19 protein-coding genes are annotated in these 22,831 nt (G+C 39.0%); 12 read left to right on the top strand and 7 right to left on the bottom strand.

The annotated features are described in order from the left end of the window. Positions 1–34: 34 nt before the first annotated feature. The 5 genes from GXK58_RS19110 to GXK58_RS19090 all read right to left on the bottom strand — a co-directional run bounded on the left by GXK58_RS19110 (position 35) and on the right by GXK58_RS19090 (position 4,572). On the bottom strand, positions 35–1,087 hold the full coding sequence (locus GXK58_RS19110) for a two-component system sensor histidine kinase NtrB (protein WP_160724772.1): 1,053 nt from the start codon (positions 1,085–1,087) through the stop codon (positions 35–37). A 180-nt stretch (positions 1,088–1,267) separates the two neighbouring features. Beyond that, positions 1,268–1,636 (bottom strand): hypothetical protein, encoded by a 369-nt coding sequence (locus tag GXK58_RS19105; protein WP_160724771.1) that lies wholly within the window; start codon positions 1,634–1,636, stop codon positions 1,268–1,270. Positions 1,637–1,746: 110 nt separating this feature from the next. Next, positions 1,747–2,469: a PepSY domain-containing protein gene (locus GXK58_RS19100; RefSeq protein ID WP_160724770.1), complete on the bottom strand. Its 723-nt coding sequence runs from the start codon at positions 2,467–2,469 to the stop codon at positions 1,747–1,749. Positions 2,470–2,557: 88 nt separating this feature from the next. Further along, positions 2,558–3,898, bottom strand: a complete 1,341-nt coding sequence (locus GXK58_RS19095; protein ID WP_160724769.1) for a sensor histidine kinase — start codon at positions 3,896–3,898, stop codon at positions 2,558–2,560. Continuing rightward, positions 3,895–4,572, bottom strand: coding sequence for a response regulator transcription factor (locus GXK58_RS19090; protein ID WP_272928165.1), 678 nt, complete (start codon positions 4,570–4,572; stop codon positions 3,895–3,897). The genes GXK58_RS19095 and GXK58_RS19090 overlap by 4 nt, the downstream gene beginning before the upstream one ends. Positions 4,573–4,820: 248 nt before the next feature. Between GXK58_RS19090 and GXK58_RS19085 the strand changes: the two genes are divergently transcribed. Further along, a complete protein-coding gene (locus GXK58_RS19085; RefSeq protein ID WP_160724767.1) occupies positions 4,821–5,033 on the top strand; it encodes a DUF1540 domain-containing protein in 213 nt (70 codons plus the stop codon). Positions 5,034–5,117: 84 nt separating this feature from the next. Here the strand turns inward: GXK58_RS19085 and GXK58_RS19080 are convergent, their stop codons facing one another. Continuing rightward, entirely contained in the window at positions 5,118–5,456 is a 339-nt protein-coding gene (locus GXK58_RS19080) for a DUF3291 domain-containing protein (RefSeq protein WP_160724766.1), read from the bottom strand. 158 nt (positions 5,457–5,614) lie between these two features. Here GXK58_RS19080 and GXK58_RS19075 point away from each other — a divergent pair, with 158 nt between their 5' ends. Both GXK58_RS19075 and GXK58_RS19070 read left to right on the top strand, forming a co-directional pair. Continuing rightward, complete coding sequence (locus GXK58_RS19075) at positions 5,615–6,187, top strand: PadR family transcriptional regulator (protein WP_160724765.1); 573 nt, start codon at positions 5,615–5,617, stop codon at positions 6,185–6,187. Positions 6,188–6,229: 42 nt separating this feature from the next. Beyond that, positions 6,230–7,192, top strand: a complete 963-nt coding sequence (locus GXK58_RS19070) for an alpha/beta hydrolase (RefSeq protein WP_160724764.1) — start codon at positions 6,230–6,232, stop codon at positions 7,190–7,192. Between the two features lie 316 nt (positions 7,193–7,508). On the opposite strand, the gene GXK58_RS19065 is transcribed toward GXK58_RS19070, so the two are convergent. Further along, entirely contained in the window at positions 7,509–8,720 is a 1,212-nt protein-coding gene (locus GXK58_RS19065; RefSeq protein ID WP_160724763.1) for a 4-hydroxybenzoate 3-monooxygenase, read from the bottom strand. 102 nt (positions 8,721–8,822) lie between these two features. Here GXK58_RS19065 and GXK58_RS19060 point away from each other — a divergent pair, with 102 nt between their 5' ends. The 9 genes from GXK58_RS19060 (at position 8,823) to GXK58_RS19020 (ending at position 22,690) form a co-directional block, all read left to right on the top strand. Continuing rightward, positions 8,823–9,638: an IclR family transcriptional regulator gene (locus tag GXK58_RS19060; RefSeq protein ID WP_160724762.1), complete on the top strand. Its 816-nt coding sequence runs from the start codon at positions 8,823–8,825 to the stop codon at positions 9,636–9,638. Further along, positions 9,635–10,420: an IclR family transcriptional regulator gene (locus GXK58_RS19055; RefSeq protein WP_160724761.1), complete on the top strand. Its 786-nt coding sequence runs from the start codon at positions 9,635–9,637 to the stop codon at positions 10,418–10,420. The genes GXK58_RS19060 and GXK58_RS19055 overlap by 4 nt, the downstream gene beginning before the upstream one ends. Positions 10,421–10,605: 185 nt before the next feature. Then, the gene (locus GXK58_RS19050; RefSeq protein WP_160724760.1) at positions 10,606–11,640 is read left to right on the top strand and encodes a LacI family DNA-binding transcriptional regulator; all 1,035 of its coding nucleotides are present in this window, start codon (positions 10,606–10,608) and stop codon (positions 11,638–11,640) included. Between the two features lie 211 nt (positions 11,641–11,851). After that, positions 11,852–14,995 carry a glycoside hydrolase family 2 TIM barrel-domain containing protein gene (locus GXK58_RS19045; RefSeq protein ID WP_160724759.1) on the top strand — a complete coding sequence of 1,048 codons (3,144 nt, stop codon included), beginning with the start codon at positions 11,852–11,854 and terminating at the stop codon, positions 14,993–14,995. A 707-nt stretch (positions 14,996–15,702) separates the two neighbouring features. Next, positions 15,703–16,599 (top strand): ABC transporter permease, encoded by an 897-nt coding sequence (locus GXK58_RS19040; RefSeq protein ID WP_160724817.1) that lies wholly within the window; start codon positions 15,703–15,705, stop codon positions 16,597–16,599. Positions 16,600–16,614: 15 nt separating this feature from the next. Beyond that, complete coding sequence (locus GXK58_RS19035; RefSeq protein ID WP_160724758.1) at positions 16,615–17,517, top strand: carbohydrate ABC transporter permease; 903 nt, start codon at positions 16,615–16,617, stop codon at positions 17,515–17,517. 72 nt (positions 17,518–17,589) lie between these two features. Next, a complete protein-coding gene (locus GXK58_RS19030) occupies positions 17,590–19,164 on the top strand; it encodes an ABC transporter substrate-binding protein (RefSeq protein ID WP_160724757.1) in 1,575 nt (524 codons plus the stop codon). A 114-nt stretch (positions 19,165–19,278) separates the two neighbouring features. Next, entirely contained in the window at positions 19,279–21,648 is a 2,370-nt protein-coding gene (locus tag GXK58_RS19025; protein WP_160724756.1) for a glycoside hydrolase family 2 TIM barrel-domain containing protein, read from the top strand. Positions 21,649–21,697: 49 nt separating this feature from the next. Further along, on the top strand, positions 21,698–22,690 hold the full coding sequence (locus GXK58_RS19020) for a glycoside hydrolase family 43 protein (RefSeq protein ID WP_160724755.1): 993 nt from the start codon (positions 21,698–21,700) through the stop codon (positions 22,688–22,690). Positions 22,691–22,831: the final 141 nt, after the last annotated feature.

Raw genomic sequence — 22,831 nt, 5'->3', positions numbered from 1 at the left:
TTTGCCTCTGCTTTTGTTGTCTTTTTTCTACTAGTTATATATTTCTTCTGACTGGAAGTTGGATAGAAATGGTCGTTCCTTTGTCAACTTCACTTTGAAAAGATATTTTTCCATCATGTTCATGAATGGTTGTAACTACTTGTGTTAGTCCAAGGCCAGTTCCTTCCGGTTTACTCGTAAAGAAAGGCGTTCCTAACATTTTAATTTTTTCTTGCGGTATACCTACGCCTGAATCACTGATGACGATATGAATCGATTCATCTTCATAGTAATGTTCGATCGTAATGGTTCCTTTACCTTCTTCAAGAGCCTCAATCGCATTCTTAATCAGATTAAAAAATGCTTTCTGGAGTAAGTTCCTTTTGCCGATCATCTTATGCTCCGAATAAATTAAATGCACTTTGAGTTCAATGTTATATAGTTTATCTTGAAATAGATTTATTAATGAGGACAATTCTTTGCATAAGTCAATGGTCACTAATGGTTCATTTAATAAATCTGGTTTAGAAACATGCAGTAAATTCTCTAAAGTAGATAAGGCTTTGTTTAACTCATCTTCCATTATATCTAGATAAGGATTTGTATCAGATTCTTTGATTAGTTGTAAGAAACCTTTAACTGCGGTTAGGGGGTTTTTAACTTCATGAGCGATACCTGCCGCTATTTGGCCAAGGGAAGCCAATTTTTCTCGATCATTTAATTCTTTCTCAGTTTTTTTACGATCGGTTATGTTTTGCATAATAATTTGAACATATATTTGGTTTTCCAAATGAAAAGGTGCAACCAAGGAGTCAATATCAATGATTTCTCCATCGTTCCCCAGCATCTTTACTTCCGCTTTAATTGTTTTTTGATTATCATGGATATTTGTTAAAAGTTCCATACAGATTTTCTGAAAATCAGGAGGAAGGAATTGGCGAATATCCTGATGAATGATATCTGCTGATTTTGTTAATTTTAGTAAGTCAAAACAAGCTTTATTACAATAGACGATTTGACCAGATGTCTCAACAATCAGAATGGAATTAAAGGAGTGTTCAATCAATTGGTGAAAATCTATCGGTTTGGAATTAATGTCTAAAATCAAATAAACCACTCTTTCACTCGAAACTATAAAGATAGTATACCAATTGTCTATAAATATATAAATAGAATGTTAATATTTAACATCCAAAATTGCTTGTTTTTTCATAATAGGAACATGCCTCACATGATACCCATGTGAGGCATGTTCCTCTAATTGCTTAAGATATAGTAGTGTTGTTTATTAGTTTTTACTGTCATCGTTTATATCGTGGTTCGGGCCATCGTCGCTTCCTTTACTTTTTCCGTCGTCAGTTCGGTTATTGCTGTCATCGTTTATATCATGGTTGGGACCATCGTCCAATCCACTATGTTTTGAGTCATTGATCCGGTTATTGCTGTCATCAAATTGATCATGTTTCACGCCATCATCACTATAGCTGTTATTACTAGTGTTACTGTCATCTTGTTTGTCGTGATTGAGGATCTTCCATTGAGAGCTGCTGGTTCCATGTTCAGATTTAATACCTCCATCTCTCGCCGCTGTTGCAGCAACTGCACCGCCTAAAACTAGAAAAGCCGATAAGGATCCAATTAAAAGTTTCTTTTTCATTTCTTTATCCTCCCTTTGTTGTTGTTCTACATTTACAGAATATCCACAAAAAATGAGAACAAACTGAAGAGAGACATTAAAAAATGCTGAGAATGACTGTTTTATTGACTTTAATCATCATTAGAATCATGATTGGAATCCTTGTCCCAGGAAATGGACATAATCTTACCCGAAATCGCATGAACCTGAACCGTAGCTTCTGTTTCATCTTTTGTCTTTATCTTAACCAGATAATAGCTTTGACCATCTCCAGTTTCAAAGAGAACCTCATCCACCAAGCCACTCACCTGCTTTAATGCAAGCTGCGAGGCTTCCGCTTCCGTCAATTTCTTAGCAGTTTCCACCCTTTCATTAGTCGAAATAGTAAGAATGGTGCCTGTCACCGCATCTACTGTATACAGTGTTTGTATGTTGGATTCTTTGACGATGACTTTGTAGATTTGTTTTCCGTTTTCGGTCACTTTGGCGATGGATAAGATGGTTCCTTTTGTTTTTTCGCTGATGATTCTTTTAACTTCAGATTCAGTGACTTCTTGGGCTGATGTTTGACCCGAGTTTTCTGAGTTTGACATGGATAGGATTTCACCTGTGTTGGCATCCAGCTTTATATTATACATGCTGTTATCTTTTTTCATTTTGATGATATATCGATCATTTGATAATTGAATTTGGGTAACTGTGCCTTGGTATCTGTTTTGGACAAGTTCCTTTGCTGCTTTAGAAGTGAGAGGACCTGGTGTTGAGAGGGAGCTAGTCAATTGCTGCACACAAACAAGGATTGTGATACACAAAAGAGCACCGAGGATTATCCATAACCAATATTTTTTTTTCATTCTTTTCACCTTACTTTTCCGTTTTCCCACCATTATCCATTAAATAAATTAGAAAATGCTGAGAATAAAAAAGGGGGGCAAGCCCACCTTAGACCAAGAGAGTTATCGTGGTACCCATTCCTTCTTCACTCTCAATCAGAATGTTAATATGGATTGCCTCAGCAATTTCTTTTGCAAGGGATAAGCCTAGGCCTGTTCCGCCTTGATTTCGGCTGCGTGCTTTATCTACTCGATAGAACCTGTCAAAAACTTTTGGGAGCTCTTCCTTTGGAATGCCAATTCCCTGATCAATAATTTTAATCGCAGCCTTGTTATTCTGGATGCCTGTTGTAACTTTGATACTCTGACTACTATATTTTCTGGCATTATCAAGAAAGATAAAAAGTAACTGTTTTAATTTTTTTTCATCATTCTCGATCACCAAGGACGTATCTGAAACAAAAGCAATGGGATGATGATAGGCTTTCTGGAATAAATTCACAGTATTTTCCACTAGTGTATTAAGAATAATCTTGTCTTTTTGAATATTCCACTGCTCAGGCTGTTTAGCCAGCAATAATAAATGTTCAGTCATTTCCTTCATTCGAATCGCTTCCGAATGGATGGCTTCAATAGATTCCAAAAGGATTGCTTGATCGGTCAACCCTCTTCTTTTAATTAAACTTGCATAGCTTTCAATAATGGTTAAGGGTGTCTTCAGTTCATGGGAGGCATTAGAAACAAATTCCGTTTGTTTTTGAAAGTTTTCCTCTAATAAATCAATCATATGGTTAAAGGTTTCTCCCATCTGAGAAAGCTCATCCTTTGAATGATTTTTTAAAGGAATTCTCTTAAACCGACCCTTATCTTTAATCTCTGTCATGGTGTTAATCATTGAAATAACTGGCTGGGTAATGAGGTTACTAAGAATCCTGCTTGAAGTAATGACTGTAAGGAAGGCAATTAGGGTGACCGTCAATAATACATTGCGAAGAATAACTAAATTTTTTGCGGCTGTTTCAATGCTCTTGGTGATTTGAAGATTGGCTACAGATCCATCAGGAAGGATAATCGGCATGGATTCGAAGGTATAGGATTTCTGGCCCGAATAGATGATTTTATTCATTTCCCGCTGATAAAAATCGGTCTTTTTCTGACTTAAAGCTTTTTCCGTGGGACTTGTTACAGTCGATTCTACACTATTATTTTGGGGGATAATCTGGATCATCCCATTAATAGGGACATATGTCCTTAAAAGCGCATCCAATGGAAGGGTGTTTAAAGATCGGCTAATATCTTGGGTAACCTTTTCCATTTCTTTTTTTGCTGTAGTCAGTTCACTATCAAGGATTAATTTATGAAAGAAAAAATAAATAGTTAGATTCATGATGATGAGCAAGGCGGTGAATAAGAAAGCAGTAAAGAGATTAATTTTATTCCGAAGCTTCATTTTACTTCCTTCAACACATATCCAACACCTCGGATAGTATGTATTAGGGCCTGTTTATCAGGAAGGTCAATCTTTTTCCTTATATAGCGGATGTAAACATCAACGATGTTTGTATCACCTGCAAAATCATATCCCCAAACCGCTTCTAATATTTGCTCCCTGCTCAAAACCTGCCGTTTATTGGCCGCTAAATAGAGAAGCAAATCATATTCTCTGGGTGTAAGGTCAATCGCGGCTGTTCCCCGAATGACTTCTCTGGTTTTTTGATTGATGGCTAAATCTGAATAGTTAATCCAACCAGCTTCAATTGTGGTTTCATCCACTTTTTTTGTTCGGAGTGCGGCACGGATTCTTGCTAAGAGTTCTTCTATTTGAAACGGCTTTGTAATATAATCATTGGCGCCAAAATCAAGGCCTGTGACTTTATCCTCCACAGAGCTTTTTGCAGTTAATAAGATAACCGGTGTATTCGGATCGTTTAAGCGAATTCGCCGCAGGAACTCGATGCCGCTTTGCCCTGGAAGCATGACATCCAGCAGGATTAAATCCCACTTACCTGACAGGTACGCCTCAAAAGCCTGAGGACTATCAAGGAACTTTGATACCGAATAGCCTTCGAATTGAAGTTCTATTTCCAAAAGTCGAGCGATCTTTTCATCATCCTCAATGACCATTATAGATTCCTTCGTCAAGTACACTCCTCCTTTTATCCTGATAAATTGTTCTCATTAATACCATTATATAGAAATGATATTGAGTTTTGATATAGGTTATTTAAAAAATAATTCGGGATAAGAGAAGTTCATAACACATGGAAGAAATAAAAAAGTTGCTGCTGCAAATTATGATATTAAAAATTGCATGAAAAGTTGTTGTTTGAAGAAAATAGTAATTCAAAGGTTACAAAAAGGGAGGTACGAATATGCCCAAAGTAGAAGTTTCTTGTGCAATTGCCAACTGTTCCTATTATGGTGAAGGAAATGTATGTACAGCCGAAAAAATTATGGTTGAACTAGATAACCACGCTAGATACGATACAGAAATGTCTGCCGAGTTAGGTGAAAAAAATCATAAAGATACAGCTGTCCATTCAGCCGAAACCTGTTGTAAAACATTTAAACCAAAGCGAGGCTGAGGTTATTCCTATATAAAAAGAAAAAGCATTCTCGTGAATGCTTTTTTGTGGTTGCCATCAGAGATTTAAGAAAAAGAAATAAAATTAGTATAACCTGCCGTTTACTGCTTGAAGTTTCTGCATAGCATCAGGCCAGGTTGGAACCTTTTCTCCTTCCCAATGAATATAGTCAAGTTGATCAGCCATGTGCTTTCCCTTCTTCATAGCCTTTAAATGATTACTTTTATTGCGGTAATTCCTCATATTTGCTTCACTTTCCCACGCAGTAAGTGTCCAATAAGTTAGAAAATCTTCCTTATTGGTAGATGAGTACAGTAATCCTTCCGATTTTTTGGATTGTACTATTGATTTAAATGCGTGCCAAAAGAAAATAGGTAGTTTAGTAGGGCTCTTTAAATGCATTCGGGTTACTGAAATAAACATCCCAATCCCTCCAATAAATCTTATTTATTATCATAATATTAAGTAAATTTATATTATATGTCAATGTTGACATATATAAAAGTTAACATGTAACTTTTGTCATAAATAAAATTTGACATAGAAAAACTATCAACTATCATGAATATAGGGAGGTGGGCATGATGTCAACACTTGGTTACGCATTATTAGGCTTGCTTGCACGAGATTCTATGTCTGGATATGACCTTGCTCAGTGCATGAAAAAGCAGGTCGGCTTTTTTTGGGAAGCACGCCATAGCCAGATTTATACTGAATTATCTAAGTTGGAGGAAAAAGGATTCTTAACATACCAAACCGTCCAACAAGAGGAGAAACCTACAAAAAAGATATATACCATTACAAAAGAAGGAAAAGAATATCTTCTTCAGTGGATTACAGAACCCATGGAGGTTCCTTCCATTCGTGACGAGCTGGTCCTGAAAGCTTATAGTTTGTGGGCGGCAAAAGAAGAGGAGGAAGCAATTGCATTATTCCGTGATCATGAGAAAAAGCATTTAGAACGACTTGAACACTATAAGCAAATTTTAATATGGATTGAAGAGATGTGGAATAGAGAGGATAGCAGGCCAGATTCACAGTTCTTCGGCAGTTACCTCGCAATTAAACGCGGAATTGGATATGAAGAGGAGTATGCTAAATGGTGTTCTTGGGTTGTAGAACAGCTTAAAAGCAAATCACAGATGAAATTCTAATATATAGATAAGAAAGCTGGAGAGAGAGTCGGGGGAATAAAATTGAAAAAAAGATTGTTAAGAATAACCATTACTGTTGTCCTTATAATTGTAATAGGTCTCGGAATCGGGGGGAACTATTTTTATAATGTCGGAATAAAAAGAAGCCAAGACGGGCCGGCTCTCCACGGAGGCGGGAGCAGTGCAGTTGCTGCTAGTATAAAAGGAACAAAAGAGCAGCAAGAAAAATTAGCTGAGATTATGAAATGGACCGAAGAGCAGCAATTTGAAATCGTTCAAATTAAATCCTATGATGGGTTAACATTAAAAGGGCGCTATTTGAAGAACCCAAACTCAAACGGAAAAGCGGTAATTTTAGCCCATGGCTATAAAGGCAGCAGTGAACAAATGCCAGGGATTACAAAATACTATTACGACCTGGGATATGATGTTCTAAAGCCCGATGCCAGAGGCCATGGCATGAGTGAAGGGGATTACATCGGTTATGGCTGGCATGACCGAAAGGATTATGTGAAATGGGTTGATTTTTTAATAGACAAGAAGAGCGAAAGCGCCATATTCCTTCATGGTTTCTCAATGGGGGCAGCAACCGTCTTAATGACATCAGGAGAAAAATTGCCTACCGAAGTAAAAGGAATTATCGAGGATAGTGGTTATACAACGGTCAAAGCCGAATTATCACATCAATTAAAGTACCTCTATCACCTTCCGGCCTTTCCGATCATGGACGTGACTAGCGTGATTACAAACGTGCGAGCAGGCTATACATTTGATGAAGCCTCTGCATTGGAGAGCGTCAAGAAAAATAGATTACCTCTCTTCATTATTCATGGAGATCAAGATGATTTAGTTCCGACTGAAATGGCCTATGAAATCTATGATGCTGCCAAGAGTAAAAAAGAATTATGGATTGTGCCTGGTGCCGGTCATACCGAGGCGTATACAGTTGCGGAACAGGAATATCAAAAGAGGTTAAAAGCATTTTTGGATAGTGCTCTGGAATAATAATCTACTAATTATTAAGAGGTATGCCGACTGTTTTTTCTAGAAATCCATTCTATGAAGTTAAAAGTGGGTTTTATTGAATAGTTGAAATAAAAATTGAGGTAACATAAAGAAAAAGGAATTCGACCAGAGAGTCAAATTCCTTTTTTTGTGGTTTTAACTAAGATTCAACTCTAAAAATCCAACGAAAAACAGCTTATCAGCGGAATTGGGATAGTTATCAGCGATTTTTTTATTTTATCAGCGAAAATTGGACAGATATCAGCGGAAATTTCATTTTATCAGCGAAAAATTTCCACACACTAATACTGCCTATTTATTTGATTAAGTTCTTAACGTTCCCAGCCTGTTCCCATTGAATCGGTAGGCCTACATAATTTTCAGCTATCATTGTTAAGCCTGCCTCAGAGGAAGTATAGTAATCTAGTTCTGACAGCTGAACCCCGCGTTCAAAACTATCATAGTTTGGATTCGTATGAAGCAGTCTTGTCATGAAATAGGAGAAGCGTTCTGCGCCCCAAACACGACGAAGACAAATGTCCGAATAACGATCAAGGATATCGGTACTTCCGTTTTGATAAAACTCGGAAATTCCACGAGCCATAACCTTTACATCCGTAGCAGCAAGGTTAAGCCCTTTGGCACCGGTAGGCGGGACTGTATGGGCGGCATCACCGGCAATAAAGAGGCGTCCAAATTGCATCGTCTCACAGACGAAACTGCGCATTTGAAAAATTCCTTTTGTGTTAATCGGTCCATCTGGAACCTGCCAGCCATCATTTGTTTTCGTTCTTTCGGTTAATTCCGTCCAAATCCGATCATCTGACCAATTGGCAATATCATCGAATGGATCGACTTGGAGATAGTGACGCTGCAGGATCGGTGTACGTGTGCTCAGTAAGGCAAATCCTTGGTCATGGTTCGCATAAATTAATTCATCTGCCGCAGGTTTAGAATCGGAAAGAATTCCTAACCAGCCAAACTGATAAAAATGAACATGTTCCTTTCTTAACTTGTCAGGAATTGCGTGGCGGCTTGGTCCATGATAGCCATCACAGCCGGCGATAAAATCACAGACCAGTTCTTCATCCAAGCCATTTTTACGGTAGCGGATTTTTGGCTGCTTGGTATTGAGATCATGTAAAGTGACATCTTGCACGTCAAAAATAATATCTTTGCCATTTTCATAGCGGGCGTTGACCAGGTCGATAATCACTTCATGCTGTGGATAGACGACGACCTGCTTGCCGCCGGAATATTTTTTTAAATCAATATGGCTCCTTTGCCCATTAAACTGAAAATAGTTGCCATTATGAAAATGGCCCTCGCGATCCATTCGATCGCCAACACCCATTTCTCTTAAAATATCAATCGTCGTTTGTTCTAAAATACCAGCCTTTACGGTTCCCTCAATATTGTCTCTTGATTTCCGCTCTAAAATGACGGAATCAATTCCTTGTAGATGAAGAAGTTGTGCAAGGATAAGGCCTGCTGGGCCAGCACCAATAATTCCAACCTGTGTTTTCAAATTTTTCAGCTCCTTTGATTGAAAGCGTTTTATATTTTGATAGGTTTATAATATAATTAAAATATTCTGAAATATAGTGTCAACTTCTTATATACGGAACAAATGAAATCTTTTGAGGTGATTATTATCGTTCAGACTCATAAAAAAACGTCAGTTTTGCAATCAGTCCAATCCGGGCTGCAGATTTTACAGCTTTTTACGATTGAAAAACCAGTCTGGGGGATTACAGAAATAGCCAATCTACTCGGAATGAAAAAAAGCAGCGTGAGCCGATTGGTTTCTGATTTAGTCGTAGAGGGATTCCTGCAAAAAGAGGGGAATAAATACAGCCTTGGATTTTCGTTACTATCTATTAGCGGTGTTATCACATCCCATTTAGAAATCCACCGAGAATCGAAAGATGTGTTAAAAAAATTAGTATCCGATTTAGGGGAATCCGCCCATGTTGCTATTTTAGAAGGAAAAGAAATTACCTACGTCCATAAAGTAGAATGTGCCAATCCAGTTCCGCTTTTATCTTCCATCGGTAAAAAGAATCCGGTATCCTGTACAAGTTCTGGCAAGGTTTTATTAGCTTTTCAAAAAAAGAATGTAATTGACTCCATGATCAGTGACGGACTTCCACAAATGGGTCCAAACAGCCAGACAGACCCATGGGTATTTATAAATCAATTAATCGATATCAAAAAACAGGGATATTCCATTTGTATCGATGAAATGCATGAGAATGCTGTGAGTATCGCTGCTCCAGTTAGGGACTATACGGGGGAAGTGGTTGCAGCGGTCAGCGTTGTCGGGACACGGGATCGCATCCAAAATGATAATTTTAATAGGTTTATAGATCGTACGAAAGAAGCGGCAAATGAAGTATCGCTGAGATTAGGTTATATTCCTGACAAGGAGTGGACGGTACAATGAGGTATGCGGCGATTAATGACTATCATTATTCATCGTTTAGAAATGCCCTTCGAATACTCAATTTATTTTCCATCGAAGAGCCTGAATTACAATTAGAGAATATTGCTAATAGATTAGAGATTGGGCAAAGTACCGCTTTTCGGTTAACCCATTCATTGATGGCAGAAGGCTTCATTGTCAGGGATTCATCTGCTAAATCTTACCGGCTTGCAGCGTCTCTATTGTCTTTTGGCCATACCCTCTTAAGAAAGGAAACTTTATGTCACTTGTCGATAGATATTATCGAAAAATTAGCAGAAAAGACAGGGGAAACGGCGCATCTTGGTATTTTTAACGATTGTAAGGTTTTGTATCTTCTTAAGATGGACAGTGCTCATCCTGTGCATCTATTGTCACATGCAGGCAGCAGAAATTCGCTTCACTGTACGAGTACGGGACAAATATTGTTAGCTTTTCAAGAAGAGTCCGTGATCGAACGGGTGCTTATGAGTGAACTTACTCCATTTACATCAAAAACGATAACGGATGCTAATAAGCTCAAGAATTTACTGCTATCAATCAAAACGAAAGGAATGGCCGTTAGTAAGGAAGAACTTCATGAAGGAGTAGTTTCCGTATCCGTTCCTGTTTTGAATAGAAAAAGAGAGTGTATCGCTGCTGTTAGTATTGCTGGCCCTTCCAGCAGAATAAATGATCGTTCTATTCCAAAGTTAACCAAACAATTGCAGGACGCGGCAGAAGAAGTGAGCAGGAAATTACAAAATAGCAGGGAGCCCTTTTGATAATAAGCAAAGGCTCTCTAAACACAATTAAACACAGATTTACACTTCAATCAGCATCAATATCATGTAGGAAAATGCTAGTATAGCTAATTTGAGTTGACTTAGGGTTATTATTAGCATTATAATTACATGAAATCGGTTTCATTAAACGTTGCAATGAGGTCATTAGCGATGGGGGAAAAGTTATGAAAAAAGAAAATATAACAATATATGACATTGCTAAAGAAGCAAATGTTTCTCCAGCTACAGTTTCGAGAGTCTTAACCGGAAATGCAAAAGTACGTCCGCAGACCATGCGAAAAATAGTTGATGTGATTGAAAAATATAATTTTAGACCTAATAGTCTAGCAAGAAGCTTATTACATAAGCAATCGAAAACCATAGGTTTTATCTTACCGGACATCAATCATCCATTCTTTTCCACACTTGTTCAAAAAAGTGAAGCACATGCATTGGAATTAGGGTATACCACTTTTTTGTGCAGTACGATGAACAACTCAGCAAATGAATCTAAATACTTGCAAAGTTTAGTTGAAAAACAGGTGGATGGAATTATCTATCTAGGTGGAAGAATTAATGATACAGCTACTGATCAGGAATACGCAGAAGAAATGAAGAAAGTGATGGAAAGAATTCCTGTTGTGTTTGTTAATGGCCAAATGGCTGGGGTGGATGCCCATATCGTCAGAGCAGATGAAGAGTCTGGCGTTGAAAAGCTTGTGGAATTATTAATCAATTTAAAACATAAAAAGATTGGTTTTCTTGGTGGGATGGAAGGCATTAGTTCAACTGATGTGAAAAAAAATACGTTTGTTCAAGCTATGAAAAATAATGGATTACCTGTAAACGAAAAGTGGGTTTTTGGTACAGGTTTTACTATTGAATCTGGTGAAGAAGTGGCTGCGCAATTGCTCTATTTAAAAGAAAGGCCGACAGCGGTTATCTGTGCCAATGATTTGGTAGCAATCGGGGTCATAAAGGTGCTTACTAAATTTGGACTAAAGGTTCCAGAGGATGTTTCCATTGTAGGTTTTGATGATATTTATTTGGCGCAACATTTCCCTCCCGGAATTACGACTGTCAGCCAGAATTATGATAGATTGGGACAAACAGCTATCAATGTACTGGTTGATTTAATTAATGAGAAAGAGGCTGAAATGGAAACAGTTGTTCCTACCTCTCTCGTATTAAGGGATTCTTGTAAATTATGTTCAGAATAATAAAATAAAACATTGCTCTTTACCAGATTTTAGAGTACGATAAAAATGAAAAGGGTTTCGTAATGATAGGAATATTAATTGATATTATCCCATTCTACTAGAATGGATCAGTTATATTCCTTTAGTTTTAAATATTTTTGAAATGGGTTTCATATGAGAAAAACCTTATTTGCAAATGTACTACCTTAATTTATGGAAGAGAGGTAATTGTATGCTCAAACAGTTGAATAAATTTAGCTATACCCCACCTAAAAATGGTTATCCAGAGTGGAATAACAATCCTGAGATCTTTCAGTTAAATCGATTAGATGCTCATGCCACATTAATGCCGTACAAAACCATTGAGGAAGCCTTAAAAGGGGACCGAACTTCATCTGAATATTATCAGTCATTAAATGGAAACTGGAAATTTGCCTTTTATGAGAATCCTGACAGAAGAAATCAAACATTTTTTAAAGAAGATTATGATGCAAGTGAGTGGGATGAAATCAAGGTGCCGGCACACTGGCAGTTACAAGGGTATGATTACCCGCAATACACGAACCTTCGATATCCATGGGAAGGAAAAGAAGATATAAAGCCGCCTTTTGCTCCAACGAAATATAATCCTGTCGGGCAGTATATCCGTACATTTTCAATCCCGGAGAATTGGGATGGCCAGCCAGTTTATATCAGCTTTCAAGGAGTAGAATCAGCCTTTTATGTGTGGGTAAATGGAGAACTTGTGGGATATAGTGAGGATACCTTTACACCGGCAGAGTTTGATGTAACCCCTTACTTGGTTAACGGCGAAAATAAGTTAGCCGTTGAGGTCTATCGCTGGTGTGATGCGAGTTGGCTGGAGGACCAGGATTTTTGGAGGATGAGTGGGATCTTCCGTGATGTCTATTTGTATTCAACTCCAGAAGTTCACATAAATGATTTCTTTGTAACCACGGAGCTGGATCAGGATTATAAGGATGCTGAGTTGAAAATTGAGGCAAAAATTCAGAACGTGTTTGAACAGGCCTTAATAGGTTATACGGTCGAAGCGATGCTTTATGATAAAGAAAATAATCCGGTACTTGAGGACCCTCTTCAAATAAAGGTGGACATGAATAATCAATCCTTACTTTCTATTAATGCTTCCGCCAATGTAAGTAATCCTTTTAAATGGAGTGCTGAAAGTCCTTACCTTTATACCTTTGTTTTAATTTTAAGAGATGAAAGCGGAATCATCCGAGAAACGGAAAGCTGTAAGGTTGGGTTCCGGACCTTTGAAATAAAAGACGGCCTCATGAAAATCAACGGCAGACGAATTGTCTTTAAAGGTGTAAACCGCCACGAGTTCGCATCTGATAAAGGGCGGGCCATTGGTTATGAAGATATGGTCAACGATATTAAACTGATGAAGCAGCATAATATCAATGCTGTCCGAACATCTCATTATCCCAATCATACGTTATGGTACGAGTTATGCGATCAATATGGTTTGTATGTCATTGATGAAACAAACCTTGAAACTCACGGGACCTGGAAGTATGGGCAGCAAGATGAAGGAGATACGGTGCCAGGAAGCAAGCCAGAATGGCGGGAGAACGTTCTAGACCGATGTAATTCCATGTTTCAAAGAGATAAAAATCACCCTTCAATTGTTATTTGGTCGCTTGGAAATGAATCATTTGGCGGGGATAATTTCATTGAAATGCATGATTTTTTAAGGGAAAATGATCCAACAAGAATTGTTCATTATGAGGGGATTTTCCATTACCGTAAATCAGAAGCCGCTTCAGATATTGAAAGCACCATGTATGTAAGTCCTGAAGGTGTGCAAAGATATGCTGAATATGCGGTCCACAGGGAAAATCCGAAACCATATATTTTATGTGAGTATAGCCATGCAATGGGGAATTCTTGTGGAAACCTTTATAAGTATACGGACCTCTTTGAAAAATATCCGATTATTCAAGGCGGGTTTATTTGGGACTGGAAGGATCAGGCGTTACTTACCAAAACCAATGACGGTGTCCCTTACTTAGCATATGGCGGTGACTTTGGAGAAACACCGCATGATGGGAATTTCTCGGGGAATGGTTTGATTTTTGCCGATGGTACCATTTCACCAAAGATTATCGAGGTGAAAAAGTGCTATCAGAATGTTCGTTTTTCAGCCAAAGATCTAGATAAGGGCCTTATTGAGGTGGTAAATAACTATCTATTTACCGATCTAGAGAAATACGAATTCGCATGGCAGTTAGCTGAAAATGGTGTGTTAATCCAAAAGGGGACACAAGAAATAGAGGCAGAACCAGGATCGACTCAAACGATTCAACTGGCATACTCTCTTCCAGAAGTCTGTAAACATTCAGATGAATACATTTTAACCGTCAGCTTACATTTAAAAAATAGCACCCTTTGGGCTCAAGAAGGCCATGAAGTTGCTTTTGAACAGTTTGTGATTCCTGCATTGAAAGAATCAGCAGCAAGTATGACTGAAAGTTTACCTCAAACGGAAGTACTTCAAGAAGAAAACTTTGTTACGATCAATGGTGAGAGTTTTCAGGTGATTTTTAATAGAAGCAATGGAATGCTAGAGTCGTATCAATTCAATGGTGTCCCATTACTTGAAAACGAATTAGGTCTGAATTTTTGGCGTGCGATGACAGATAATGACCGCGGGAATAAATTGAATGAGCGCAGCTCTGTCTGGAGAGAGGCGGGGACGGAAAAACTGCTTACATCGTTTTTCGTTGATGTGAAAAATCCTTCGACTACGGTTGTTACCACTGAATACAGCTTGCCAGCAACATTGTCTCTTTGTAAGATTGCATACACCATCATGGGTGATGGAGAAATAACTGTAGACTATCAGCTGCAGCCAGGGACCGACCTTCCTGAGATGCCAGAGGTTGGAATGATGACCACATTAGATGGCTCGTTTGACACCATCACTTGGTATGGAAAAGGCCCTTATGAAAATTATTGGGATAAAGAGAAGGGCGCAAAAATTGGAATATATTCTGGCAGAGTAATCGATCAATATGTACCATACTTACGACCTCAGGAGTGCGGCAATAAAACAGGGGTAAGATGGGCGTTGCTTTCCAATCAACAGGGGGCAGGCTTAAAAATATCCGGAAGCCCGACAGTTGAAGTGAATGCCTTGCCATATACTCCATTTGAGCTTGAAGATCATGATCATGGCTATAAATTACCACAAAGCTCGAAGACTGTCGTACGGATTAACTATAAGCAAATGGGCGTAGGTGGAGACGACAGCTGGGGGCAAAAAACGCACCCTGAATTCACACTTTTTTCCAATCGATGCTACGCTTATTCCTTTAAAATTAAGGGGATTAGTGTAAGGGATGTATAGCCCTTGTCTGCCATTTTAAGAAATGATATGTACTAACCGGTTTGGCATTTGCATGTTCCCTTGGGCTGCTATCTTTAAGCCGAGGGAACATGATCTAAACCGGTTAGTAAAAGATCTTGAAACCCGTTTCTAATAGTTGCGTGCCCAAATAAAGTTTCTAGAAAAATTTCTTGAAGTAGGTACCGTAAATACTATTAAAATGATGGAAATTTTATAAAATTTTTAAAATTATCAAATATCAGTATTTACAATTTGTAGAAAATAGATATATAATGTAAGTATAGTAATCGCTTACATTGTAGAGTTTTAGAGATTTCTGTCATATTTCAAACAAGTAATTGTATAGCCAATTAAATGAAACCCGTTTCATACTCGAAGTGAAATCCATACATAATTTATTAGACTAACTAGAATGTGAAAGTCCAGTGGGTTTGTTTTTGAAACCCATTTCAAATTTACTAGTTTATTGATAGTGGCATATGCCATATATCCTATACAAATCCTTTAGTTTCTTAATAGAAAGTCTTTAATAGGTACAAGATTAATAATCTGCTAGATCAGTTGTTTGTTTCGTATTCAGGTTATTGTTTTTTTAAGGTCAAAAATTATGTTGTTTAGGGGGGATTTATTTGAAAACAGTTACTGTAGAATCACAGACGCCTATTGTTGAAACAAAAACAAAAACGAAAGACTCAGCATTTAAAAGAATGTGGAAAAACCGAACCCTGCTTATTATGTGTTTGCCTGCCATTATTTTCTTTGCTGTCTTTGCTTACCTTCCAATGCCAGGACTATATCTGGCTTTTGTAAACTATGATTATTCACTTGGAATTTTTAAAAGCGCTTTCGTGGGATTTGATAATTTTAAATTTTTGGTCATGACCGGTGATTTATGGAAGTTAACCTTTAACACAATTGCCTATAATATAGCTTTCATCGTACTGGGTAATTTCCTGCAAATAGCAGTAGCCATCATGCTGAACGAACTGAGAAATAAATGGTTCAAAAAAATATCTCAAACGATCATGTTCCTGCCACATTTCATTTCCGCTGTTCTAGTCGGACTTTTAGCTTATAACATCCTTAGTTACGATTACGGTTTATTAAATTCATTTTTAAAAACGATTGGCTTGGATCCGGTACAGACTTATTCTAACCCGCATATTTGGCCTTATATTATTGTCCTTACCTTCCTATGGCAATCCACAGGCTATGGATCCATCGTCTATTTTGCAGCCATTATGGGTCTGGATAAATCGATTTTAGAAGCGGCAGAAATCGATGGCGCGAATGCTTTCCAGCGTATTCGATATATCATTATTCCTTGGCTTAAGCCAACTTTCATCATTCTTTTATTGTTCTCTCTAGGCGGAGTATTAAAAGGGAATTTCGGTTTGTTTTATAACTTGGTTGGGGCAAATAATACCATGCTCTACCCAACCACCGATATTATTGAAACCTATGTCTTCCGGACATTGATGACGAATTTCAACTTCTCATTGGGAAGTGCGGTAAGTTTATATCAATCTTTCTTTGGCCTTGTTATTGTCCTTGTGGCTAACTGGATCATTAAAAAGGTTTCACCAGATAACTCATTATTCTAAAGGAGGGATGTATTTATGGAAAATACGGCCAGGCGAAATATAGATATGTCTACGATCATGGTTCGTATCATTGGTTATGGTTTTATCGGTGTTTTTGCTCTATCCTGTCTTTTGCCCTTTATCTTAATTATTTCGTCATCTTTCTCATCTGAGAAGGCAATTATGGACCATGGATTTTCTTTATGGCCTAAAGGGTTCACTACATTTGCCTATGAGATCGTTTTTCAGAATCCAAGACTTGTGATTGGATCCTATATCGTAACGCTGGGCATTACGGTTGTCGGGACTGCGATCGGTTTGTTTATTGTAGCAATGACAGGCTATGCCTTGCAGCGTCAAGATTTCTTGTATCGTAATAAGATTTCCTTTTATATCTACTTTACCACTCTATTTTCAGGCGGTCTTGTTCCGTTTTATCTATTAATTACGCAGGTACTTCATCTCAAAGATAATTACTTGGCAGTATTGTTACCAGGATTGCTGAGTCCATTTCTCATTATTATGATGAAGTCATTTACAAAGTCGATTCCGCACGAGATTACGGAATCTGCGAAAATTGACGGTGCCGGTGATTTCACCATCTTTTTAAGGATCATTCTTCCGATGTCCACACCAGCTTTGGCGACAATCGGACTATTTATTGCCCTTGGGTATTGGAATGAATGGTATAATTCCATGCTTTTCCTTTCACCTAATATGGAATATCGGCCGCTCCAACTGTTCCTTTATAACGTGATCACGAGTGCTGACTTTATCAGGAATTCAGCCGCATCCTCCAATGTGCCGCCGCAAGACGTACCGTTGGAATCGATGAAGATGGCAACAGCCGTTGTCGCGACTGGACCGGTTATTCTATTTTATCCGTTTGTACAGAAGTACTTTATTACAGGAATTACAGTTGGTGCAGTAAAAGGGTAATCGAATATGACTTGAGGAACCTTCCTCGTATCATAGAGAGTAATCATTTTAAACTTTTAAGGGGGAAATAGAATGTCTAAGATGAAAAAAATCCTGGCACTGGTCATCATCATGATGTTGACTTTCAGCCTTGCAGCCTGCAATGGCTCAAGCAAAACCAGCTCAGGAAACGCTGGAACAAAAGTAGACAAAGATGGAAAAATTGATACTTCCAAACCAGTAACCGTTACAATGATGGTGTTGGGGGATAAACCAACCAATGGACAAGTGGAAAAAGTATTAGAACAAGTGAATGCAAAATTAAAAGACAAGGTTAACGCTACGATTCAATTAAAATGGATCGAATGGGCTGATTATATGACAAAATATAATCTAACTCTAGCTTCTGGAGAACCTGTTGATTTAGTTATCACAGCAACTGACTGGTTAGACGCGTGGGGTAATGCACAAAAAGGGGCATTCATGGATATTTCTAAACTTCTCCCAACCTATGCACCTAAGACATGGGCAGAGGTTACCAAAGCTAATTGGGAGGAAGCAAAGTATAAGGGCAAAATCGTGATGATTCCTGAGGACCAATATACTCAATGGGTGAACCATGGATTCTTCTATCGCACAGATTGGGCAAAAGAATTCGGAATCAATGAACATATTAGCGATTTTGAAACACTAGGTAAATACTTCCAAGGTATCAAAGACAATAAACCAGGTGTCATTCCTTGGGATGCACAAGGAACAAACGTGACCACTGCATGGGGATATACCACTTCTTATTCGGATGCGATTGAATTGCCAATTACTACAGGCGTGTTCCCGATTTATTGGGCTGAATCCTATGATAAAAAGTATGATGTCATGAGCCCTATTTTCACAGATACATTTGTAGACTATGCAAAAATGATGAAACAGTGGGGAGATGCCGGCTACTGGCGTAAAGACGTATTGAACTACAAAGGTGACACGAGAGCCGAATTCCAAGCAGGAAAAACAGGTGCAGATCAGCATCATACACAAACATTCTCAGGTCTTCGCCCGCAAATGGACGTGAAGCAGCCAGGTTCAGCGATCGATATGTTTGCTTGGTCTGATACAAGGAACAACTTAATTTCAACGTCCATTACACATGGTGCGACGGCTGTTGGAGCTCATAGTAAAAATCCTGAGCGTGCGCTAATGGTTTACGATCTAATTCGTAATGATGAGGAAATCTATAAATTATGGAGCTACGGCATTGAGGGTGTACAATACGAAATAAAAGACGGAAAACGGGTCCAACCTGAAGGTTACGATGAAACAAAAGATTCATTCTCTACCAACTTCTGGGGCGGCCGTATGGACAAGTACGAAATCCCAAGTGCCGACTCATATGAAGGAATCTCTGAGATTTACGCGAAGTACGATAAAATCAAGAAGCCTTACCCATATGGCAGATTTGTGTTTGACAGCACACCTGTACAAGCTGAAATTTCTGCTCTTTCACAAGTGACAGCCCAAATGGTACCAGCCATTGCCTTTGGTAAAGCTGGTGATCCAGAAAAAGCTGTAAAAGATTTCCGCAAGAGATTAAAAGATGCAGGTTATGATAAGGTACAAAAAGAAATCCAAAAGCAAATGGATGCCTTTAAAAAACAAGTAGAAGGTAATTAATGAGAGATTGAATGTAAAGGATAAAGGGCTATCATCCATGTTTGATAGCCCTTTATCTATCAGTCTGCCATTTTTAAAAAAAATAGTAAATTAGGTAAGGGGTGTAAGCTTTATATGGCAAATGCAGTATCTCAAGAGTGGAATCTGTCTGTAAAAAGCAGCAAGTTTAATTTTGATTGGAAATTCTTAAAAGGTAATCATTCTGATGCATGGAACATTCTGTTTGATGATTCAGATTGGCGTACATTAGACTTGCCGCATGATTGGAGTATTGAAGGGCCTTTTAAGAAGGATTACGCAAGTTCGACTGGGTATCTGCCTGGGGGAATAGGCTGGTATCGGAAAACGTTTATGGTACCTGACAATTTAAAGGGAAAGAGAATCTCGATTCAATTCGATGGAATTTATAAAAATAGTGAAGTATGGATTAATGGACAATTTCTAGGGAAGCGGCCGTATGGATACAGCTCCTTTCATTATGATTTAACCCCCTACGTAAACTTCGAAGGACAAGAAAATGTGCTTGCAGTGAAAGTCGATCACACAGATTTTGCTGATTCCCGTTGGTATCCAGGTTCCGGAATTTACCGGAATGTATTGGTACATTTAACGGATCAGCTGTATATCAAGCCCTATGGTATTTTTGTCACCACTCCAAACATTTCATCATCAGGAGCCGAAATCAGAATTCAAACAACGGTGAAAAATGAATATCAAAACGAAGCGAATTTCCAAATTGAACATCAAATTAAAGATGCTGCCGGCAAAGAAATCATTTCCAGTTCATCTGTAGAGACCTTAGCTGCAAATGGCGAACAAGAATTTACTCATTCTCTTTTACTAGAACAGCCAAATCTCTGGTCACCGGAAAATCCGTATCTCTACCGTGTGGAAACCAAGGTGATAAAAGATGGTGATGTGATTGATTTTGAGACGTCTCCACTTGGTGTTCGCTATTTTCACTTCGATGCGAATACTGGATTTTACTTGAATGGGCAGAACATGAAAATGAAGGGTGTTTGTCTCCATCATGACGCAGGCTGCCTTGGGGCGGCTGTCCCTGAAAAGGTCTGGCATCGACGGTTGCAGCTATTAAAAGAAGCAGGGGTAAATGCGATTAGAATGAGCCATAATCCGCCTGCCCCAGAGTTGTTGGATATGTGTGATTCTTATGGGTTTTTAGTCCAGGATGAAGCATTTGATGAGTGGGAATATCCTAAAAACAAGTGGGTAGAGGGCTGGAATAAGGGCGAACCATCACTAGACGGATATGCGTCCGACTTTACGGAGTGGGCAGAAATCGATTTGAGGGATATGGTGTTAAGAGACCGGAATCATCCGTCGATTGTTTTCTGGAGTATCGGAAATGAAATCGATTATCCCAATGATCCCTATTCACATCCAGTCCTCGGAGATCGTTACAATCCGGATAAACCGGAAGCGAAGGGAATGGGCGAGATTGCAAAAAGGCTGGCAAAGGTTGTAAAGCAATACGATCCGACACGTCCTGTGACTGCGGCCTTAGCAAGTGTGATTATGTCGAATGAAACGGAATTCCCGGATGCACTTGACGTCGTTGGTTATAACTATCAAGAGTTTCTATATCCGGAAGACCATAATAAATACCCTAAGCGGGTGATCTATGGAAGTGAAAACGGTCGGAATCATGAAGCATGGCTGGCTGTTGATAAAAATGACTATATTTCAGGACAATTTATCTGGACAGGGATTGACTATTTAGGAGAAGCCCGAGGCTGGCCGCTCCGTCACGCTACTCCTGGGCTGCTCGATTTGGCTGGATTCAAGAAACCTTTATTCTTTTTCAAACAGAGTGAATGGTCCGAAAAGGATATGGTTCATTTAGGCCTGACCTCGATAAAGGAAGAAAATCCAGGTCAAATTTATTGGGACCATCAAGTAGCCTGTGAGTGGAAAGGGAATGCAGGCGAAACAGTCAGGGTGGCCTGCTGTACCAATTGTCCTGAGGTGGATTTATTATTAAATGGTGTATCTGTTGGTGTAAAAAAACGGGAAGACTTCCCAGGTGGAACGATTTACTGGGACATTCCATATGAGCAAGGTACGATAAAGGCTGTAGGAATAAGAAACGGCAACATTTGTTGTACACATGAATTAAAGACAGCTGGCGAGCCCGCTAAGTTACAGTTACAATCGGAAACAATGATTCTTAAAGCTGACAAACAGGATGTCGCCCATGTAGAAGTAAATATCCTTGATCAAGATGAAACCCTCGTGTATGGCGCAGAGAATCAAATAGATTGTGAGATTGAGGGTCCGGGTGAAATAATCGGGCTGGAATGCAGCAACCCCGCGAGCCATCAGGACTATAAAGCGACTTTCCGAAATGCCTATCATGGTAAATTATTAATTTATGTAAGGTCCACTGATCAACCCGGTACGATTAGATTAAAAACCTCTTCTGCTGGCTTGGAAGGTTTTTCTGTAGAAATAAAGGTCCAATAATAGCCACAACAGATTTGGTTTTTTAAATAATGAGTTAGGAGATGTTGAAATGCCGTATAACATTGCCTCTGACACCTCGAATCCCAGGAAGGGGCACAGACTAATTGATATTCCTGCACACGATCCGTTTGTCGTGGCACATAAAGAAACAAATACTTACTATATGTATACAACAGGAATTCCTGAATTAACCGGCTTAGAAAGAAACGGAGTACTAGCATATAAAAGTAAAGATTTACAAGATTGGGAGGGACCTTATGTTGTCTTCGAGGTCCCTGACGGAACGTGGGCACATCCAAGACACGGCACATGGGCACCAGAGGTTCACGAATACCGTGGTAAATATTATTTATTCGTTACTCTTCACAATCGAGATACGATCCTGGCAGAACCACCGGAAGTTTACTACACCAATCATCTTCGCGGGACGAGTATTGCTGTTTCTGATTCGCCAGAGGGTCCTTTTGAATTGCTCAAAACGGATGGGCCGGTGCCGCCTAGAAATTTCATGACATTAGACGGTACTTTGTATGTGGATGAGGATAAAAAGCCATGGATGGTGTATTGCCATGAATGGATTCAGGTCATCGACGGTACGTTTGAGGCGATTCCGCTAAAGGATGATTTATCGGAAGCAAATGGGGAACCGCTGCATCTATTTAAATCTTCAGATGCCCCGTGGATTAATGCGGAACGAGTACCTAATGTAAAGCCTGCCGATTATGTATCGGATGGGTGTCAATTGTACCGGACAAAGGGTGGTCACCTTGTGATGCTATGGTCCAGCTATAATAATGAGGGCTATGTCCAAACGATTGCTAGATCGAAGTCTGGTAAGCTAGAAGGGCCTTGGGAGCAGCTGGATCCGTTAGTTGTTGGTGATAGCGGTCATGGCATGCTGTTCAAAACATTTGACGGTGCTTGGATGCTAATTCTTCATCATCCTTTCAGTACACCTGAATCGCGGGCAAAGATTTATGAGGTGGAGGAAACGGAGGATAGTTTTAAGGTTATTAGAGCTAGAGTTGATTTACATGGTTAATAAAAAACACGGCATAAAAAAATTCCTCTCGGTTTGAGAGGAATTTTTTCATGGTGCACGCTATCTGCAAGTTGAAAGCCGCTATCCGCAAGTTGAAGCTGTTATTCGCAAGTTGAAGCCTGATATCCGCAAGTTGGTACT

Origin of the sequence: Bacillus sp. USDA818B3_A (assembly GCF_009928415.1) — a bacterium.
Classification (GTDB): domain Bacteria; phylum Bacillota; class Bacilli; order Bacillales; family Cytobacillaceae; genus Neobacillus.
The sequence above is the reverse complement of the archived record's forward strand: the minus strand, read 5'-3'. Positions and strand labels throughout refer to the sequence as shown.

Coding starts and splice junctions, on each gene's coding strand:
- GXK58_RS19020 (WP_160724755.1), top strand. CDS start 21,698: ATGCCGTATAACATTGCCTCTGACACCTCGAATCCCAGGAAGGGGCAC.
- GXK58_RS19080 (WP_160724766.1), bottom strand. CDS start 5,456: ATGTTTATTTCAGTAACCCGAATGCATTTAAAGAGCCCTACTAAACTA.
- GXK58_RS19100 (WP_160724770.1), bottom strand. CDS start 2,469: ATGAAAAAAAAATATTGGTTATGGATAATCCTCGGTGCTCTTTTGTGT.
- GXK58_RS19035 (WP_160724758.1), top strand. CDS start 16,615: ATGGAAAATACGGCCAGGCGAAATATAGATATGTCTACGATCATGGTT.
- GXK58_RS19060 (WP_160724762.1), top strand. CDS start 8,823: ATGAAATCTTTTGAGGTGATTATTATCGTTCAGACTCATAAAAAAACG.
- GXK58_RS19095 (WP_160724769.1), bottom strand. CDS start 3,898: ATGAAGCTTCGGAATAAAATTAATCTCTTTACTGCTTTCTTATTCACC.
- GXK58_RS19025 (WP_160724756.1), top strand. CDS start 19,279: ATGGCAAATGCAGTATCTCAAGAGTGGAATCTGTCTGTAAAAAGCAGC.
- GXK58_RS19075 (WP_160724765.1), top strand. CDS start 5,615: ATGATGTCAACACTTGGTTACGCATTATTAGGCTTGCTTGCACGAGAT.
- GXK58_RS19085 (WP_160724767.1), top strand. CDS start 4,821: ATGCCCAAAGTAGAAGTTTCTTGTGCAATTGCCAACTGTTCCTATTAT.
- GXK58_RS19045 (WP_160724759.1), top strand. CDS start 11,852: ATGCTCAAACAGTTGAATAAATTTAGCTATACCCCACCTAAAAATGGT.
- GXK58_RS19040 (WP_160724817.1), top strand. CDS start 15,703: ATGTGGAAAAACCGAACCCTGCTTATTATGTGTTTGCCTGCCATTATT.
- GXK58_RS19105 (WP_160724771.1), bottom strand. CDS start 1,636: ATGAAAAAGAAACTTTTAATTGGATCCTTATCGGCTTTTCTAGTTTTA.
- GXK58_RS19050 (WP_160724760.1), top strand. CDS start 10,606: ATGAAAAAAGAAAATATAACAATATATGACATTGCTAAAGAAGCAAAT.
- GXK58_RS19030 (WP_160724757.1), top strand. CDS start 17,590: ATGTCTAAGATGAAAAAAATCCTGGCACTGGTCATCATCATGATGTTG.
- GXK58_RS19055 (WP_160724761.1), top strand. CDS start 9,635: ATGAGGTATGCGGCGATTAATGACTATCATTATTCATCGTTTAGAAAT.
- GXK58_RS19090 (WP_272928165.1), bottom strand. CDS start 4,572: ATGGTCATTGAGGATGATGAAAAGATCGCTCGACTTTTGGAAATAGAA.